This is a genomic window from Paenibacillus sp. YN15 (assembly GCF_003285005.1).
Lineage (GTDB): Bacteria > Bacillota > Bacilli > Paenibacillales > NBRC-103111 > Paenibacillus_AR.
Window position 1 is genome coordinate 1 of sequence record NZ_QMFA01000011.1, and the last position, 17,324, is coordinate 17,324.

At 57.3% G+C, this 17,324-nt stretch carries 16 protein-coding genes; 1 reads left to right on the forward strand and 15 read right to left on the reverse strand.

Annotated features, from left to right (window positions below; genetic code table 11):
* Positions 1-212: 212 nt before the first annotated feature.
* The 3 genes from leuS to DQG13_RS11205 all read right to left on the reverse strand — a co-directional run bounded on the left by leuS (position 213) and on the right by DQG13_RS11205 (position 5,352).
* Positions 213-2,666 carry a leucine--tRNA ligase gene (gene leuS / locus DQG13_RS11195; protein ID WP_113019847.1) on the reverse strand — a complete coding sequence of 818 codons (2,454 nt, stop codon included), beginning with the start codon at positions 2,664-2,666 and terminating at the stop codon, positions 213-215.
* Positions 2,667-3,156: 490 nt separating this feature from the next.
* Positions 3,157-4,047 (reverse strand): RpnC/YadD family protein, encoded by an 891-nt coding sequence (locus DQG13_RS11200; RefSeq protein WP_181592706.1) that lies wholly within the window; start codon positions 4,045-4,047, stop codon positions 3,157-3,159.
* A 267-nt stretch (positions 4,048-4,314) separates the two neighbouring features.
* Positions 4,315-5,352 (reverse strand): helix-turn-helix transcriptional regulator, encoded by a 1,038-nt coding sequence (locus DQG13_RS11205; RefSeq protein ID WP_113019849.1) that lies wholly within the window; start codon positions 5,350-5,352, stop codon positions 4,315-4,317.
* Positions 5,353-5,498: 146 nt separating this feature from the next.
* On the opposite strand from DQG13_RS11205, the gene DQG13_RS11210 reads away from it, so the two are divergent.
* Positions 5,499-6,389: an SDR family oxidoreductase gene (locus DQG13_RS11210; protein ID WP_113019965.1), complete on the forward strand. Its 891-nt coding sequence runs from the start codon at positions 5,499-5,501 to the stop codon at positions 6,387-6,389.
* 116 nt (positions 6,390-6,505) lie between these two features.
* Here the strand turns inward: DQG13_RS11210 and DQG13_RS11215 are convergent, their stop codons facing one another.
* The 12 genes from DQG13_RS11215 to DQG13_RS11270 all read right to left on the reverse strand — a co-directional run bounded on the left by DQG13_RS11215 (position 6,506) and on the right by DQG13_RS11270 (position 17,316).
* On the reverse strand, positions 6,506-7,306 hold the full coding sequence (locus tag DQG13_RS11215; protein ID WP_113019850.1) for a class I SAM-dependent DNA methyltransferase: 801 nt from the start codon (positions 7,304-7,306) through the stop codon (positions 6,506-6,508).
* A complete protein-coding gene (locus DQG13_RS11220) occupies positions 7,303-8,235 on the reverse strand; it encodes a CvfB family protein (RefSeq protein ID WP_113019966.1) in 933 nt (310 codons plus the stop codon). The genes DQG13_RS11215 and DQG13_RS11220 overlap by 4 nt, the downstream gene beginning before the upstream one ends.
* Before the next feature lie 2 nt (positions 8,236-8,237).
* Positions 8,238-8,585 (reverse strand): ribosome silencing factor, encoded by a 348-nt coding sequence (rsfS, locus tag DQG13_RS11225; protein ID WP_113019851.1) that lies wholly within the window; start codon positions 8,583-8,585, stop codon positions 8,238-8,240.
* 22 nt (positions 8,586-8,607) lie between these two features.
* Positions 8,608-9,183 (reverse strand): bis(5'-nucleosyl)-tetraphosphatase (symmetrical) YqeK, encoded by a 576-nt coding sequence (yqeK, locus tag DQG13_RS11230; protein WP_113019852.1) that lies wholly within the window; start codon positions 9,181-9,183, stop codon positions 8,608-8,610.
* Entirely contained in the window at positions 9,176-9,760 is a 585-nt protein-coding gene (locus tag DQG13_RS11235) for a nicotinate-nucleotide adenylyltransferase (RefSeq protein ID WP_113019853.1), read from the reverse strand. Before DQG13_RS11235 ends, yqeK begins: the two co-directional genes overlap by 8 nt.
* Positions 9,761-9,778: 18 nt before the next feature.
* On the reverse strand, positions 9,779-10,072 hold the full coding sequence (gene yhbY / locus DQG13_RS11240; RefSeq protein WP_113019854.1) for a ribosome assembly RNA-binding protein YhbY: 294 nt from the start codon (positions 10,070-10,072) through the stop codon (positions 9,779-9,781).
* A gap of 39 nt (positions 10,073-10,111) precedes the next feature.
* Entirely contained in the window at positions 10,112-10,996 is an 885-nt protein-coding gene (aroE, locus tag DQG13_RS11245; protein ID WP_113019855.1) for a shikimate dehydrogenase, read from the reverse strand.
* A 26-nt stretch (positions 10,997-11,022) separates the two neighbouring features.
* Complete coding sequence (gene yqeH / locus DQG13_RS11250; RefSeq protein WP_113019856.1) at positions 11,023-12,141, reverse strand: ribosome biogenesis GTPase YqeH; 1,119 nt, start codon at positions 12,139-12,141, stop codon at positions 11,023-11,025.
* 18 nt (positions 12,142-12,159) lie between these two features.
* Positions 12,160-12,654 carry a YqeG family HAD IIIA-type phosphatase gene (locus tag DQG13_RS11255; RefSeq protein ID WP_113019857.1) on the reverse strand — a complete coding sequence of 165 codons (495 nt, stop codon included), beginning with the start codon at positions 12,652-12,654 and terminating at the stop codon, positions 12,160-12,162.
* 174 nt (positions 12,655-12,828) lie between these two features.
* Positions 12,829-15,114 (reverse strand): DUF4129 domain-containing transglutaminase family protein, encoded by a 2,286-nt coding sequence (locus tag DQG13_RS11260; protein WP_113019858.1) that lies wholly within the window; start codon positions 15,112-15,114, stop codon positions 12,829-12,831.
* Positions 15,107-16,354, reverse strand: a complete 1,248-nt coding sequence (locus DQG13_RS11265) for a DUF58 domain-containing protein (RefSeq protein WP_113019859.1) — start codon at positions 16,352-16,354, stop codon at positions 15,107-15,109. The genes DQG13_RS11260 and DQG13_RS11265 overlap by 8 nt, the downstream gene beginning before the upstream one ends.
* A gap of 2 nt (positions 16,355-16,356) precedes the next feature.
* Positions 16,357-17,316, reverse strand: coding sequence for an AAA family ATPase (locus DQG13_RS11270; protein ID WP_113019860.1), 960 nt, complete (start codon positions 17,314-17,316; stop codon positions 16,357-16,359).
* Between the last annotated feature and the right edge of the window lie 8 nt (positions 17,317-17,324).

Genomic DNA, 17,324 nt, shown 5'->3' on the forward strand with positions numbered 1-17,324 from the left:
CCATTATTTCCAAATTAACCTACGTTGAAGCAAACTGGATGTCGGTTTCGTTCATTATAACTATTCCTGCCGCACAACCCTTTTCCCCGGAGATAACGGCAGGAATTTTCCGCGCCCATCTTCCCCACATCTTCCCGAAAAAAACAAACCCGGGAACCTGTCTCGTCCCCGGGCCTCCTCAGCAAGGCCGCATCGCTGCGGCCCGCGTATCCTTAATTTGCGACAATATTGACCAGCTTGCCCTTCACCCGGATCACCTTGCGCACGGTTTTGCCTGCGATGGCCGCCTGCACCTTTTCCAAAGCGCGGGCTGCTTCCTCCATGGCCTCCTCCGGCAGATCGGCTGCAATCTTCAGCCGCTCCACAATCTTGCCGTTGACCTGCACCACGATCTCCACCTCGCTGTCCACGGTCCAGGCTTCATCCGCCTGCGGCCAAGCAGCATAGGTAATGCTTTCGGCACCGCCGAGACGCTCCCACAGCTCTTCGGCAATATGCGGCGCGATCGGCGCCATCAGCTGGGCAAAATCCCGCATCGCCTGAAACGGCAGCACATCCGTCTTGTACGCTTCGTTGACAAAGATCATCATCTGGGAGATGGCGGTGTTGAAGCGCAGCGCTTCATAATCCTCGCCGATCTTCTTGATGGACTTGTGCCACACCTTTTTGAACGCGTCAGTGGTTTCGCCATCCTTCACAATCTTCTCCTGAAGCTGTCCGTTCTCGTTGATGAACAGACGCCATACCCGGTTCAGGAAGCGGTGGATGCCCTCCACGCCGGTGATGCTCCAGGGTTTGGTGGATTCCAAAGGTCCCATGAACATTTCATACATGCGCAGGGTGTCCGCGCCAAACTGGCTGACAATATCGTCGGGGTTGACCACATTGCCTCTGGACTTGGACATCTTCTCATTGTTCTCGCCCAGGATCATACCCTGGTTCACCAACTTGTAGAAGGGCTCCTTTGTGGGCACGACGCCCAGATCGTACAGCACCTTATGCCAAAAGCGGGCGTACAGAAGGTGCAGCACGGCATGCTCGGCGCCGCCGATGTAGAGATCCACCGGCAGCCATTTCTCGGCCAGCTCCTTGGAAATCAGAGCTTCGCTGTTCTTCGGGTCGATATAGCGCAGGTAATACCAGCAGCTGCCTGCCCATTGGGGCATGGTGTTGGTCTCCCGGCGGGCCTTCATACCCGTCTCGGGGTCCACAGTGTTCACCCAGTCCTCCAGATTGGCCAGCGGGGATTCCCCTGTGCCAGAGGGCCGGATGGCATCCGTGTGTGGCAATACCAAGGGCAGCTCCGACTCGGGCACCGGCTTCATGGTGCCGTCCTCCAGATGCAGGATCGGGATCGGTTCGCCCCAATACCGCTGGCGGCTGAACAGCCAGTCCCGCAGGCGGTAGGTGACCTTGCCCTTGCCTTTGCCGTTCTGCTCCAGCCATTGGATCATCTTGGCGATGGCCGCTTCGTTGTTCAGGCCGTCCAGGAAGCCGGAGTTTACATGGGCACCGTCTCCGGCGTAGGCCGCCTCCTCCAGGTTGCCCCCCTGCACCACTTCCACGATAGGCAGGCCGAACTGCTTCGCAAACGCATAGTCCCGCTCGTCATGGCCGGGCACCGCCATAATGGCGCCGGTACCGTAGCCGGCCAGCACATAATCCGCAATCCATACGGGCACCTTGCGTCCGTCTGCGGGGTTAACCGCATAAGCTCCGGTGAACACGCCGGTTTTATCCTTGGCCAGATCCGTCCGCTCCAGATCGCTTTTGCGGGCGGCCTTGTCCTGGTATTCCTTCACCGCAGCCCCCTGCTCGGGGGTGGTGATCCTGGCAACCAGCTCATGCTCGGGAGCCAGCACGCAATAGGTAGCGCCGAACAGGGTATCCGGGCGGGTCGTGAAGACGGTCAGCTCCGCGCCATCCACGCCGTCGATGGCAAACCGCACCTCGGCCCCCTTGGACTTGCCGATCCAGTTGCGCTGCATGTCCTTGATGCTTTCCGTCCAGTCCAGCTCCTCCAGATCCTCCAGGAGCCGCTCCGCGTAAGCGGTAATGCGCAGCACCCATTGACGCATGGGCTTGCGGATGACGGGGTGGCCGCCGCGCTCGCTTTTGCCGTCGATGACCTCCTCATTGGCCAGTACGGTGCCCAGAGCGGGACACCAGTTCACAGGCACTTCGTCCACATAAGCCAGGCCTTTTTTGTACAGCTGGATAAAAATCCACTGGGTCCACTTATAATAGTCCGGATCGGTTGTGCTGATTTCCCGGTCCCAATCATAGGAGAAGCCCAGGGACTTGATTTGCCGCTTAAAAGTTTCAATATTCTTCTTGGTGAAATCCCGGGGGTCATTCCCCGTATCCAGCGCATATTGCTCCGCCGGCAAGCCGAAGGCGTCCCAGCCCATGGGATGGAGCACGTTGAAGCCCTTCATCCGCTTGTAACGGGAAATAATATCGGTAGCCGTGTAGCCTTCCGGATGGCCTACATGCAGCCCGGCTCCGGACGGATACGGAAACATATCCAGCGCGTAAAATTTCGGCTTATCGCTGTTCTCCAGCACCTTAAAGGTTTTCTCCCGGTCCCACCGGTCCTGCCACTTGGGCTCCATCACCTGGGGATTGTAGCCCGTTTCCTTCATCTCTTTCACTTCTTCTGCCATACCTGCTTCCTCCCGCCTTTTCATTCCTGAATAATCCCATCGGGAACCATCCCGCACACAAGAAAAGCCCCCGCCTCCAGCATAAAAAACCTGCTAGGGACGAGAGCATCGGCTTCCCGCGGTACCACCCTGCTTGATAGGCAACCGGCCGCCGGCTAATCGCCGCATTGCCTTGCCCACCCACTTCATCGGCCCTTAACGCGGGCTTAGCTCGGTCAGACTTAAGGCTCACCGGACAGCTTGACGCCGGTGCCTCTCATCCTCCTGGCTCCAAGGCGAGTTCGCCAGAGGCGCGACATGCCGGATTCCACCGCTACCGGCTCTCTGTAATGTCTCCCCGTACGCTACTATTCCTTATCCAAGCCTCATTTAAGCAAATTGTGCATATATGGTGAAATTATATGATTGTTGGACCGTCATTGTCAAGAAAGCACGATAATGCCGCACAATCTCCTGAACCGAAAGGGAATGGATTGCCCCCGCCAGCAGCCTATTGGTCCAGCCGGTTGATTTCATCCAGGGAGAAGCCGGTGACCTTGGCGATGAGGGCCGGGTCCAGACGCTCTGCCAGCATATGCCGGACTACCTGAAGCTTGCCTTTTTCAATTCCCTGCTCAATGCCTTTCTCGATGCCTTCCCGAAGTCCTTCTTCCTTGCCCTCTTCCTTGGCATACCGTTCAAAATGCGTTTTCCATTCCATCACTTCTGTCCCTCCTACGCCATAAATTTGCTTCACCTCACGCCACACCTGCTGCTCCTCTTCCTTCGTCAGCGGCAGGTAGGTGTCGAAAAAAACAGCCAGCAGCTCCATTCTGGCAGGATCAAGCTGAAGCTGGGCCATCATCCGGATAAACTCCAGCTTCAACCGGATCTTCTCCTCCTCATTATAGCCCATACTGCTGAGCAATGCAGCAGCTACCGGATTAACCGAATGGACATAATTTCGCCAGTTCAGCTTGCGCAGCTGCAGCCGGTGATACCGGAACCGCAGCACCTCAAGGCCAGGCAGCTCCCAGCCGAAGCCCTCCGGCTCCGCAGTCTGCCGGCTGTGGCTGATAATGGCGATGGGCAGCACCCGGAGCCGATACTTCTCGTACAATCTGGCAGCATAAATAAACATCCGCTCCGGAAACTCCTCCTGGTAATAGGCCTGCGGCTCCTGGTGGACCAGGATGAAGGCTTGCTCATGCTTCAAGCGGGTCTTGACAAGCACATCCAACCGGCTTTTTTTGCCCCCGGCAATATCCACCACAACCTCCTCCGAAAGAAATTCCACTTCCGTAAAATCCATAAACACGGCAGTTTCCGGGAAAAAAAGCTCCATAAAATCCTGGAAGAAGGTTCGCAGCAATTCCTTGTACAGCGCATCATGGTCGGTCAATGATGGATCATCTCCTTGGCGATAGATAACTTGTTCACCAGGGAAAGCAAAAACACACCCGCCAATTCCCTTCATGGGAAATCGACAGGTGTGCTTCACCCGGTAACTATATGTTACAAGAAGCATAGCATATGCAATCTCTCCATGGCAAGCCAAAAGTCAAATCATGAACTCATTTCCGTTTAGAATGCGAACAGTCGGATTTTCGGCGTATAAGCGCCGCTGAATTCTGCTACGCAAAGCCGGAGGCGCAGCATTCACTCTCAATTACGTTGCCGCCTCAACATTTCCCTCAGCAGCCAGGTCCTGCCCCGGCAGACCGTGCAGCCCTGCCAACCTGGCTGCCTTGGCCGCAACATCCCGCACCAGCTCCGCGGGCTCTACGGCAGCCACAGCCCCCTGCAGCCCCAAAATGATGGATGCGGCGGATTCCATGGTGTTGAACTCCACCTGGGCCCGGACCTGGCCGCCCTCTCCCCCCTCCGTCCGGAGAAGCCGGACAAAGCGGGTCTCCCCCAACTGCCGGATTCCCTCCGGGTCGCCCTCTACTACGGCGGGATACACGGGAAGCTGCTCCCGAAACCTGACGAGGGAGGCCTCCCAATAAGCTGCCAGATCGAAACCGGGAGGGATCGCCGCCGCAGCCATTTCCGTCATACGGACATGGCGGATGCGGGACACCCGGTAGGTGCGGAGCGCTTCAGCAGCAACCACTCCCGTGTCGCCATCCCCGTCCGGCGCGGCAACCAGATACCAGACGGTGCCTTTGACCACCAGTCCGCATGGGCTGGCCGTCCGACCGGTGGCCTCCCCATCCCCCGCGCCGTATAAAAACTCCACTTTTTTGCCCGCCCACAAGGCATCCTGCAGAACGGACAGCACCGTTTCCTGTTCATCGGGCGTCCGGGCATACCAGCCGGCTCCGTCCACATAAATGCGCTGCCGGACCAGCTCCGCCTGCTCCCGCCACCCTTGAGGCAAAGCGCCCAGCAGCTTTTGCGAAACCCGCTGGAACGCCTCCCCCCACCGGGAATCCATTCCTCTTGCGGCAAGCTCCGGCATCAGCAGAACCTTAATATCGCTCCGGTTCATCCCGGTCAATAGACTCCGGTAGCCCTCCTGCAAATACCAGCCTCCGTTGGCGCCCCGGTCCGCCAATACGGGAAAGCCTGCCATGGACAATGCCTCCATATCCCGGTGGACCGTACGTTCAGAAACCTCCAGCCGCGCCGCCAATTCCTTCGCCGTCCATTTTTCCGACTGCTGAAGAAGCACCAACAGCTGGATCAGCCTGTCTGCCCGCATGGATAAACCCTCCCTGCAATCCGCTTTATATTTAATTTAAGCTTACCACAGAAATATGACAAAGGTTGTCTTAATTAACATGATAGCATAAGATCAGTCAGACATTTTACAGACAGGATAACTTACGAATGGAAGGAGCCGATGACATGAACAAAACGTTGGAAGGAAAAATCGCTGTAGTGGCAGGCGGTACCCGCGGCGCAGGCCGCGCCATTGCGTTGGCGCTGGGGGAGCAAGGAGCAACGGTCTATGTGGCAGGCCGGAGCACCAGAGGCAACCCGTCCCCCATGCAACGTCCGGAGACCATTGAGGAGACGGCGGAAGAAGTAACAGCCCGGGGAGGCCAAGGCATTCCGGTACGCGCCGATCTGACGGTTCCGGAGGACGCAGAGGCATTATTCGCCCGGGTGAAGCGAGAGCAAGGAGGGCGGCTGGATATTCTCATCAATGATATTTGGGGCGGCGATATGCTGATGGACTGGGGCAAGCCCTTTTGGCAGCAAAGTCTCAGCCAAGGCCTCCAGATGCAGAAGCAGGCGGTGTCCGCCCACTTGATTTCCGCCTACTATGCTGCTCCCCTATTAGCGTCGGGAGACAAGGGGCTGCTGATCGAAATTACCGACGGCGTCGGCTACAAATTCCGGGGCAATCTTTTCTACAGTCTCGCGAAAATTTCCGCCGTCCATATTGCAGAAGGGCTGGCTGAAGAGCTGAAGCCTCACGGCGTTACCGCTCTCTCCCTCACTCCCGGCTTTCTCCGCTCCGAGGCCATGCTGGATCACTTTGGCGTTACAGAAGCCAACTGGCGGGACGCCGCGGCCCAAGATCCCCATTTTATCGCGTCGGAAACCCCCGCTTATATCGGCAGAGCAGTAGCCGCCCTGGCTGCTGATCCTAATGTGGCCCGGAAAAACGGCCTCTCCTTAAGCACCTGGGCGTTATCCGAGGAATATGATTTTACCGACGCCGACGGCAGCCGTCCCCACTGGGGCCGCTATTTCGCCGCTACCTTCCCCGGGCAGGACGGACAGGCGTAACGCACTCCATTCCCAAAAAAAGCCGCCCCTGCAACGCGCCATCCTCCTCCCCGTCACAGGGGAGAAGAATCAGCGCGGCTGCAAGAGCGGCTTCTTTATATCCGGCTTCATCCGCATCAAGCCGGCTTCACTGCAACAAAAAACGCCCGGGCCGCCGATTCATCCGCTTCCTGCCAGGTGAAATCCGCGAACACGCGGATATCCTCAAACCCGGCGGCAGCCAGCAGCCTGCCAAGCAGCTCCAGCGGATACGCCCGCTGCTCGTGGGTCTCGTCAAAGCGGCTGTACAACCCGCCCTGCGGCTCCTTCACAAAAAACGCCAAATCATGCCGGATCAGGCAAAGCTCCTCGTCCAGCTCACACTCCCAGATGTACGACAGATCCTCTTCATTGTACACGAAGGGCTGATTTTCCGCATAATCCAACAGCGTCTTTTCCGTATGCACATCAAACAAAAACACGCCGCCCGGCTTCAGCCCTTCAAAGGTCCGGCTGAATACGGCCGCCACATCCTCTTCCTCCGTCAAATAGTTCAGACAGTCGCAAAAGGAAACCGCCGCATCCGCCTGCTCGTCCAGCTCCCATTCCCTCATATCCTGGGCCAGCCAAACCGGGCCCGGGACGGAACCCCGGGGTCCGGCCAGAAGCTCCCGGCTTTTGTCCGCGGCAATGGAAAGCATGGCCTCCGACAGGTCGATGCCGTAGACCCGGTAGCCCTGCAAAGCCAGGGGAATGGCAATGCTGCCCGTCCCGCAGCCCAAATCCGCCACCACAGGGCGGACGGCCTCCGCTCCCGCTGCTCCCGGCTTGGCCAGCCCCTTGCGTCCAAAAGCCTCCAGGGCAAAAGCAACCCAATCCTCGTACGGCATATCCTCCATCAGCCGGTCATACACCAGCGCAAATTTGCCGTAGCTCATGCCTCTTCCGGCCCCTTATCCGCCTTCGCCTCCAGCCCTTTCTCCGCCCCCGCTTCCGGCTTCAGGTAGGTCCAGTTTTCCTTCTGGTAAACCAGCCCCTCCTTCATCAGCTTGCCCAAGGCCCGCTTGAAGGCCGCCTTGCTGATGCCGAAGCGCTTCGTGATAATATCCGCCGGCGTCTGGTCCGAATACGACATGCCGCCGCCCTCACGCTGGCGGAGCACCTCCAGGAGCCGCTCCGCATCCTCGTCGCGGCCGATTTGCTTCAGCGGCTTCATGGACAGGTTCACCCGCCCGTCCTCCCGGACATGGGTTACCCGCACCTTCACCACCTCGCCAACCCGCAGGAGATGCGTCCGCTCGGAAGCATGGATCATGCCGAAGGCTCCAAAACCCAGCACCCCGCCCTCTACAATAACGAAGGTTCCGTCCTGCAAGGGCTTGTACACCCGGGCCTCCATCCACTGGTTCTTCCAGGATTCAGGCGCATGGAATACCAGCTCCGCCAGTCCCTGCTCACCCGCCAGCCGCCCCAGCATCCGGCCTTGCTTGTCATGATCCAGCAGCACATAGAGCTTGTCCCCCACCTGGGGGCGCAGCTCCGGCAGGTCGGGAAGCTCGCGGAACGGCAGCAGCAGATTCCGGCCGATGCCGATGTCCAGGAAGCAGCCGAAGCGGGGATGGATATCGGTCACCTCCAAAAGCGCCGTCTCCCCTAGCAGCAAACGAGGCCGGCGCATGGTCGCCGCCAGCCGATCCTCCGTATCATGGAACAGATACACCTCAATCTGCTCCCCCTGCTTGACGGTTCCTACAACCTCCGTGTAGTGGAGGAGCACATCCTGGCTCCCGTCGGTAAGAAAATAACCGTAAGGCGCCTTTTCTCTGGCCACCTGGAGCTTTACCGCCGTTCCGGCCTGCAAAGTCAAGGTCATACCCGCTCAACCACTTTCGCGTCGGACCACAGACGCTCAATATTGTAATATTCCCGGTCCTCCCGGTGGAACACGTGGGCTACGACATCCCCCAGATCCACAAGCACCCATCTGGCGGTGTTGACGCCTTCGATCCCCCGAACAGGAACGCCGTGCTCGTCGGCCCGCTTGCGGATCTCCGTAGCAATAGCCTGCACCTGCGTCTCCGAATTGCCGTGGCAGATAACGAAATAATCTGTCACCATGGACAATCCCTCCAGGTTCAGCGCAACCAGATTCATGGCCTTTTTATCCTCCGCGGCATCCATTACCAGGGACATCACGGCTTCCGGCTTTATACTCATTCATTTATTCCTCCCCTATTGTTTACGAATCCCTACCGTTTACAAGTCCAATCAAAGCATTGCGGGATAGAACCGTCAACGGATAGATGGGCTGCCCCTTTTCCAGCAAAAACGAAATGGTCGAATCGAACCCGGCCACAAGCGCCTTCTCGAGACTATGTTCGGCCAATTGGCGAATCTTATGCACGCCGGGGAAATCCCGGTTGGGTTCGATGTAATCCGCCAAACAGACGATTTTGTCCAAAAGAGTCATGTTTACCCGGCCCGAGGTATGCCACCGGACAGCGTCCAAAACTTCCGCATCCGTAATTCCCGTTTCGGCAGGCAGGACAGCAGCCGCGGCAGGTCCGTGCCATAAAGCGGCTTCGTAATCCAGCAAATCCTCTGCGGCATTATGGTCAAGCAAGGCCTGGCGCTGCTTGTCCACCGGCCAATATTTGCAGTAGTCATGGAGCAAGGCGGCCAGCTCGGCTTTTTCCCGGTCCGCTCCAAAGCGCTCCGCCAGCACACAGGCGGATTCCATCACACCCAGAGTATGGGACCACCGTTTGGCAGGCATTTGGCTTTTGACCTTTTCCAGCAATTGATCATTAGGCATAAAGTCCTTTTCCCTCCATATAAAGCCGCACCGGCTCCGGCACCATGTAACGGACGGTCTCGCCGCTTCCTAGCCGCCTGCGGATTTCCGTCGACGACAGCTCCACAAGGGGCATCGCGGCCAAGGTCACCCGGCTGCGGATCACTTCAGGCAGCTCCTCCAGAGCCAGCGTGTAGCCCGGCCGCGCCAAGCCCACAAAGCGGATGCGGCGGACAATATCCTCAATCCGTCGCCAGTGGGGCAAATACATTACCATATCCGCCCCGATGATAAAACAGAAGCTGTCCGCGGGATAACGCCCGGTTAACAGCTCTACCGTATCGATGGTATAAGACGTATCCTGTTTGGCAATTTCAATATCCGTTACCTTAAAATGGGGATTGCCCTCTACCGCCAGCCGGGCCATGGCCAGCCTGTCCTCCGGCCCCGCCACAGCCCCGTTCTGCTTGTGGGGAGGGACAAAGGCGGGCATAAACCAGACCTCGTCCAGCTGCTCCGCCTCTCTGGCCAGCTCCGCCGCCAGCAAATGCCCTACATGAATAGGGTCAAAGGTGCCGCCCATAATACCGATCCGCATGACCGATTCCCCCTCGGATTACCGCGGAAGCTCAATGCGTTTGTTGTCTGTGGATTCCTTGTACAAAATCACGGTTTTGCCGATAAGCTGCACCAGCTCCGCTCCCGTTCCCCGGGCCAGCTCCTCCGCCACCTCATGCTTGTCATCCGTATTGTTGGTCAGGATGGATACCTTCAGAAGCTCCCGGACCTCCAGCGCTTCGGCGATGCTTTTCAGCATATGGTCGTTAACGCCGCCCTTGCCAACCTGAAAGATCGGGTCCAAATGATGGGCTTCCGACCGCAAATACCGTTTTTGTTTCCCTGTAAGCATGCTTGCTCCTCCACATTCTCGTTCAAATAAAATCGTTGTTCAGCTTCCAAAAGCCTCTTCCACGGCCGCCCGCATGGCCTCTACCGGCGCCGGACGGCCTGTCCAATATTCGAAGGCATAAGCGCCCTGGTAAATAAACATGCCTAGCCCGCTATGAATCTGCGCGCCTGTTTCTGCCGCATGCTTCAGGAGGGCGGTGATCCGCGGATTGTAGACCAGATCGCTTACCATAAGCTCCCGGTGCAGAAGAGACGGGTCCAGGTCCATGGGCAGCTCATCCACATTGGGATGCATCCCTGCGGCGGTTGTATTGATCACCAGCTCCGTCCGGTCCATAAACCCTCCGATTTCCCTGATGCCGATACCCTCCGCAGGCACATATGCGGCCATATCCCGGGCCAGCTCCCGGGCACGCTCCTCGGTCCGGTTGGCAATGACAATCCGCCCGACGCCCTCCTTGGCCAAGGCATACACAATCCCCCGGGCCGCCCCGCCTGCGCCAAGCAGCAATACTTCTTTGCCTGCCAGGGAAACGCCGGTTTCCTCCTTCAGGGACCGCACATATCCGATTCCGTCCGTATTGTAGCCGGTGAGCACCCCGTTATCGTTGACGATGGTATTTACCGCGCCGATAGCCTGGGCGGCCTCGTCAATTTTGTCCAGGTAGCTCATAACCTCCACCTTGTGGGGGATGGTTACGTTAACGCCCCGGAAGCCCAAGGCGCGGATGCCCTCTACCGCCGCCCGGAGTGTGCCCGGCAGAATATGAAAGGCTCCGTAAGCGCCGTTGATTCCGGCCTCCCGGAATGCCCGGTTCAGCATCAGCGGCGATTTGGAATGGCCCACCGGATCGCCGAAGACGCCGAAAAGGATTGTTTTGGTATCCAATATTCCCTCTGCCCAGCCTGTTTTCTCTTCTCCCATGCGCCTAACCTCTCTTTGCCGTATGCTTACAAAACCGGAGTGCGGACCGCGATTTTGACGCCCCGCGGGGCATGAACCACCAAATCCGCGCCGCTTTTGTTATTCACGGTAATCCAGCCCAGCCCGGAGATCAGCACTTCCGTCTCCGCACCGGCTTTGGCCCGGACATTATGCTTCACCCAAGCCGGTAGGGCCTCCACATCCTCCAACACCGGAGGAGTCAGCAGCTCGCCCTTATGCTCCGCATACAGCTCATCCGCCCGCTCCAGCTTGGTGCGGTGGATTTTGACCCCGGCGGACACGTAGCAGGTAAAGGACTGGCGCTCCCCTTTGATAAAATCAAAGCGGGCCATTGCTCCGAAAAACAGGGTCTGTCCCTCATTAAGCTGGTAAATCATCGGCTTCAGCGGTTTGTCCGGCAGCACCGTCTTCAGATACTGCTTGGGCAAAAGCTCCGTCAGCCTGTGCCGGTACACAATGCCCGGCGTGTCGATAATCGATCTGCCGTCCTCCAGAGGAATTTCCACCAGATCCAGAGTCGTACCCGGATATTGGGAAACGGTCAGCTCCGATTCCAGATCGCTGTAATCCCGGATCAGCCGGTTGATGAAGGTGGATTTGCCCACATTGGTGGCGCCCACCACATAGACGTCACGGCCCTCCCGCAGGCGTCCCACCAGATCAATCACCCGGTCAAAGCCCTGATTGTTCCGGGCGCTGACCAATACCGTCTCGGCTACCTTCAGGCCGTTTTCCTTAACCTGCTTCTGCACCCAGTTGCGGATGCGGTTCCAATTGCTGACCTTGGGCAGCAAATCAATCTTATTGACCACCAGCAGCACCGGATTATTCCCGATAAAACGCTGGAGCCCGCCGATAAGACTGCCTTCAAAGTCGAACACATCCACAATGTGGACCACCAGCGCCTTTTTGTTGGCAATGGAGCCCAGCATCTTCAGAAAATCATCCTGATTCAGCGTTACGCTGGACATTTCATTATAATTCTTGATCCGGAAGCATCTTTGGCAAACCACCGGAATTTTGTTCAGGGCCGCCTCCGGGATATACCCGACGGACCCCGGGTCCTCCAGCTGCAGGACGGCTCCGCATCCCTCGCAGCGCAAGACTTCTTCTGTGTCGAACATACCGTTCCCCCAATATTCTTATTGCTTCATAAACCGGACAACCACACGCTCAATCGCACGGTTCACCTTGGTAAAAAAGCCTTCATCGGCCACCGCCATCGGCGCCACCAGAATGGTGTACAGCCCCAGCCGGTTGCCTCCCAGCACGTCGGTCAGCATCTGATCCCCCACCACTGCCGTTTGGGCTGGGCCAAGCTGCATCAGCTTCATGGCTCTGATAAAGGAAGCGTTCATGGGCTTCTTCGCACTGGATATATACGGAACAACAATAGGGTCAGCAAAAGCGCTCACCCGCAGCTTGTTGTTATTGGAGACAATCACCAATTGAAAGCCCCTGTCCTGCACCTTTTTCAACCAGTCCACCAACTCCGGGGTGGCCAGCGGCACCTTGGCGCCAACCAGCGTATTGTCCAGATCGGTGATAATTCCCCGAATTCCCTGCCTCCACAATTCGTCCAGCGGAATCTCGAAAATGGAATGGGCCGCAAGCCGCGGCTTCAACTTGTTAAACAACCGATAATCACCTCAAAATTCCATACAAGCTATAGGAGAAACTATACCATAATTCTTCAATTTGATGCAAAAGGGAATCTCCTGATCATGGAAAAAACGTAGACTCCGAAATCAGTCCACAAAACAAGCCGCTTCCTCCCTGCCGGGTAAAGAAGCGGCTTTGTATGGGAACAATCAGGTAGCTTTTTTCAGTTTGTCGACAATCCGGATTGCGCGGCCGCTTTCCTCCGGGGTTACCCGGCGGGGGCTGTACTTGGCTTTTTCGAAGAGCGTCAGCAGATCATCCAGATCCTTGGACAGCCAAACGTCCTTGCGCTTCAGCCGCTCGATGGTTTCCCGGGCTGTTTCATAGTCGTGGATGGGAACGCCTCTGCGGCGGTATAGCTTTAACATCCGCGCATATTCGCTGACAATCCGCTGCTCCGGATTGTAGGAGCGCTTCACGCCAAGCAGCCGGTTTTTTTTCGCCCAGGCGAATAGCCTCTTCCGGTACCACCAGCCTGCCGCACCGGCCGCAAGCACTGCCGCCGCAATAATGGCCGCCGCCAGATACGGGTGTCCTTTCCCTTCCCCCGGGGTGGCCGTTGCCCCGTCTACAGCGCTGCTGTCCAGCGGGTCTGTGGCGATGTCCGGCAGAGCGGTCTCTGCAGCCGGCGCAACTGCCGGAAGCGTAAAGCCGGAAGTGGCCTCAAAGGGAATCCAGCCGTAGCCGGGAAAATACAGCTCCACCCAGGAATGGGCGTCGGAGTTGCGCACCGTGTATATTCCCATGCCGGTTGGGTCATCCGTAGCGTCTACGGGAAAATCCCCGAAGGACGGGTCCTGGATATCCTGCTGGCCTGCGGTGTAGCCTTTCACCCAGCGGGACGGAATGCCAATGGTACGGCTCATAACAGCCATCGCGGACGAAAAATAATCGCAATAGCCCTCTTTAATCTCAAACAGGAACCGGTCTACGAAATCCGCGCTTTTCGCCGACTCCGTCTGGGGCTCATTGGTATACGGGAAGCTTGACTGCAAATACTGCTCCAGCAGCTTGGCCTTGTCGTAGGGAGTGGCTCCCGCTGCAGTGATCTGCTGGGCCAGCTGCCGGACCCTCTGGGGCAAATCCCGGGGCAGCTGGAGATATTCCGAGAACTGGGCAGGATTGGGCAATGCGCCTGCCGACCGGAGTTCATCGCCGGTGAAGGTGGGCATTTCCGATTCAATGGTATAGGTTTCCGGATAGCTGTCGCGCCGGGTGCCGCTCCATCGCAGCTCCATCTGCCGCGGCGCCCATCTGAGGCGGTCGGCGCCGGAGGCTTCGTCATTGATGGCCTCCACCTTGTTGATGCCAAAAGCGCCAAACAAAACCGGGTACGTATCGTCCTCTTTCAGCCGCTTCACAATCTGCTTGACGGTAACGGTTTTCAGCTTGCTGACATTAAAGCGCTGATCCCTGGCCAATAGATTGCCCGGAACCACAGGTCCGTTGGCGGCTTGTTTGTCTCCGTCGCTCATTTCCCAGCCGTTTCCATTATAAAACGAGCGGGTTTCTCCCCGCATATACGCCCGATGGGTAGTGTCCACGCTGAAAACGGGAGAATAATCAAAGCTGAAGCTTCCTCCCAAGCTGCTGTCATCCCTGCTGTAGCCTGAAACGGAGCTGGCTGAGGAGCTGCTCGCAAGGCCGGCGATAGTTTTCCCGTATGCCGGAACTTCTTCCCCTTTCCACTGCATATAGGCGGTGTACGGATCGGTGAGAATGGGGCGGATGGTGGGCATCACTGTTCCCGGAATCATTGTAATTCCCAACAGGAGCAGGATCGTGGCAATCAGGGTAGCGGGATATTCCATCAGATACGCCCAGCCGTACGGATTCTTCCGTTTGACCTCGGCGAAATGGCTGACCACCAGCAGCATCAAGCCGCAAAATATAACCAATGCGGTTTCCTGCCACAGGTACAGGGTGGAAAAGGAATCCCTTACGGCAAAGATCAGAACGGATAGAATCACCGCCGCGCCGATTCTCCATCTGGATTTCAGCCACCAGGACATGGCGGAATAAATGGCCCATGCGCCCAGACTGAACCAAACAAAGGGATTCAGCTGCCAAAAATTATCATACACCCAGTTGCCGAAGTCCTGCATGGAATGCAGCTTGTAGAGCACCGGCTCATAACCGCTGTAAATGCCGTTGATGATGATCAGGAGCCAAAGCTGGATACATTTGCGGAGCCAGATATTTACTCTTGGGAGAATATCGACGGCAAAGCTGATCCAGAGGGAGGCCTGCACCATGGCCACTGTTTCCGGCCACCACATGTTTTCTTCGGCTGCAAACCAGGAGACATATTGCAGCAGAAGCAGCACGGCGAACAGGCAGGTCAGCTTGCGGTGCCAATCCTCGGTCAGAAGCGCCCGAAGGGAGAATCCGCCGCTATTTCCCGGGATGCCAGTCTGTGCATTGGCTTCATCCATTGGAGACCCCCCTTAATGCCATTGGCAGTTCATCCAGGGTGCGGACCGCATAACCCATGTAGCCCATTGTCCGCAGCTGTCTGCACCACTCCGCTCCTTCATCCGCCTGGGGAGAAAGCCAGATATGGCAAGGCACCATTTGGCGCTGCTGGAGCCATCCCATGGCCTTGAGAATGCCGTCCCCCTTCTCGGGGCTGATAATAATCATGCAGGTTCCCGGATCAAACAGCCTGACCCGGTCCTCCAGAATACGGAGCATGGGATATTGGCCGTCTGCCGAAACCTCAATAAGATGGTGAACCATATTTTTGGTGCCGTTTTGAAAGCTTTTGGGCTCGAAATAGACCGAATCCGTTCCTACGGAAAGCAGGCCCAGGTTAATCTCCCGGTTCTTGCCGTACTGGAACAGGGATGCGGCCACCGAGACGGCGAGCTCGAACTGGTCCGCATTGCGGTAGCTTTTGGTCTGGCGGTCCAGGAAAACAATGGTTTTGGGCAGGGATTCCTTCTCGAATTCCTTGGACTTTAGCGTCCCGGTACGGGCGGTAGCATTCCAGTGAATCCGGGATAACCGGTCTCCGTAGCTGTATTCACGCACGCCGTTGATTTGCGTGGTTTCCCGGGTAGCCCGGGTGGTTACCGCGTGGTGGTTGGCCCCCTTCATCAGCTGCTGGAGCTGCTTCCATTCCTTGATGCGGGCGGTCTGGGGATATACCTTGAAGGAAACGGGCAGCTCCAGCGTTCCGGTATGCTCGAACAAACCGAACACATCCTTGGTGGAGCAGGCGGCTTGCCCAAATTTGTAGAAGCCCCGCCTGAGCGGAGGCGTAATATATTCCAACTCTCCTTTGCGGCTCCAGTCCGGAATCAGGGATGCCTCAAAGTCATATTCAATTCCGTTTTTGTGGAGCAGCCGATCCCGCACAAGCACGTAGGGCACCGGCCAGAAGCCGGGAATTTGCACCTTCAGCTTGACCTTCACGGGATTGCCGGCTTCGATCCCTTCTTCGGCTTGCTCCGGACCGAGGAGCCGCTGCCCCTTGACCCGCCGGATGCCGCTCCATCTGCCGAGCACCAGGTAAATATTCAACACGAGAACGATTACAAAAACCATCAGCGCCAGCTTGCCTCCCTGAAACAGGACAAACATCAAACTGGCCGCAAAACAGCTGAACATGACCAGAATTTTGTACGAGGAGCGATCCGGCTGGCGGACGCTGGCGGGTGCGCGGGCGTTCATGGTCAACGCTCCAGCCGGACAGGCGCACGAACCTGCTGCATAACGGATTCCAGCACCGTGTGGACCGTGGCTCCCTCCATCCGGGCTTCCGCATGAAGCAGAATCCGGTGTCCCAGCACATAGGGAACCATCTTTTTAATGTCGTCGGGAATACAGAAGTCCCTTCCCTGCAAGAAGGCATACGCTTTGGCAGCCTGGACCAGAGCGATGGCCGCCCGGGGACTGGCGCCCAGGAAGACGGACGGATGCTCCCGGGTTTTGCGGACGATGGAGACGGCATATTCCCCTACAGCCTGATCCAGATGAAGCTCGCGCACCTTCCGCTGCATCTCCAGAATTTTATCGGCGGTGGCCACAGGCTCCAGGGTCTCCAGCGGATGACCGGCCGTTTGGGCAAAAATCATCCGGACCTCGGTTTCCTCATCGGGATAGCCCAGGCTGAATTTCATCATAAAGCGGTCCAACTGGGCTTCCGGCAGCACATAGGTGCCCTCGAAGTCAATGGGGTTCTGAGTAGCCAGAAGCAGGAAGGGCTGCGGCAGCATATATTGCTCGCCATCCACTGTAATATGGCGCTCTTCCATAGCCTCCAGCAAAGCGGATTGGGTCTTGGTGGTGGCGCGATTGATTTCATCGGTCAGCAAAATATTGGTCATGATGGGGCCGGGCCGGAACAAAAAGGTTTCATTCCTGGGGTGAAAAATGGAAACGCCGGTAATATCGGTAGGCAGCAGGTCCGGGTTGCATTGGACCCGCCTGTATTCGCCGTCAATGGACTTGGCCAGCGCTTTGATCAGAACCGTCTTTCCGGTACCGGGAACGTCCTCCAAGAGCACATGTCCTCCGGCAAGAAGTGCGGTGATCAATAGGCCGATTTCTTCGCTCTTTCCCATTATGCATGCTTCCAGATTGGATATGAGTCCTTGAAGTACGGACCGGTCGTCTTGCAGAACAGCCTCCATGTGTAACC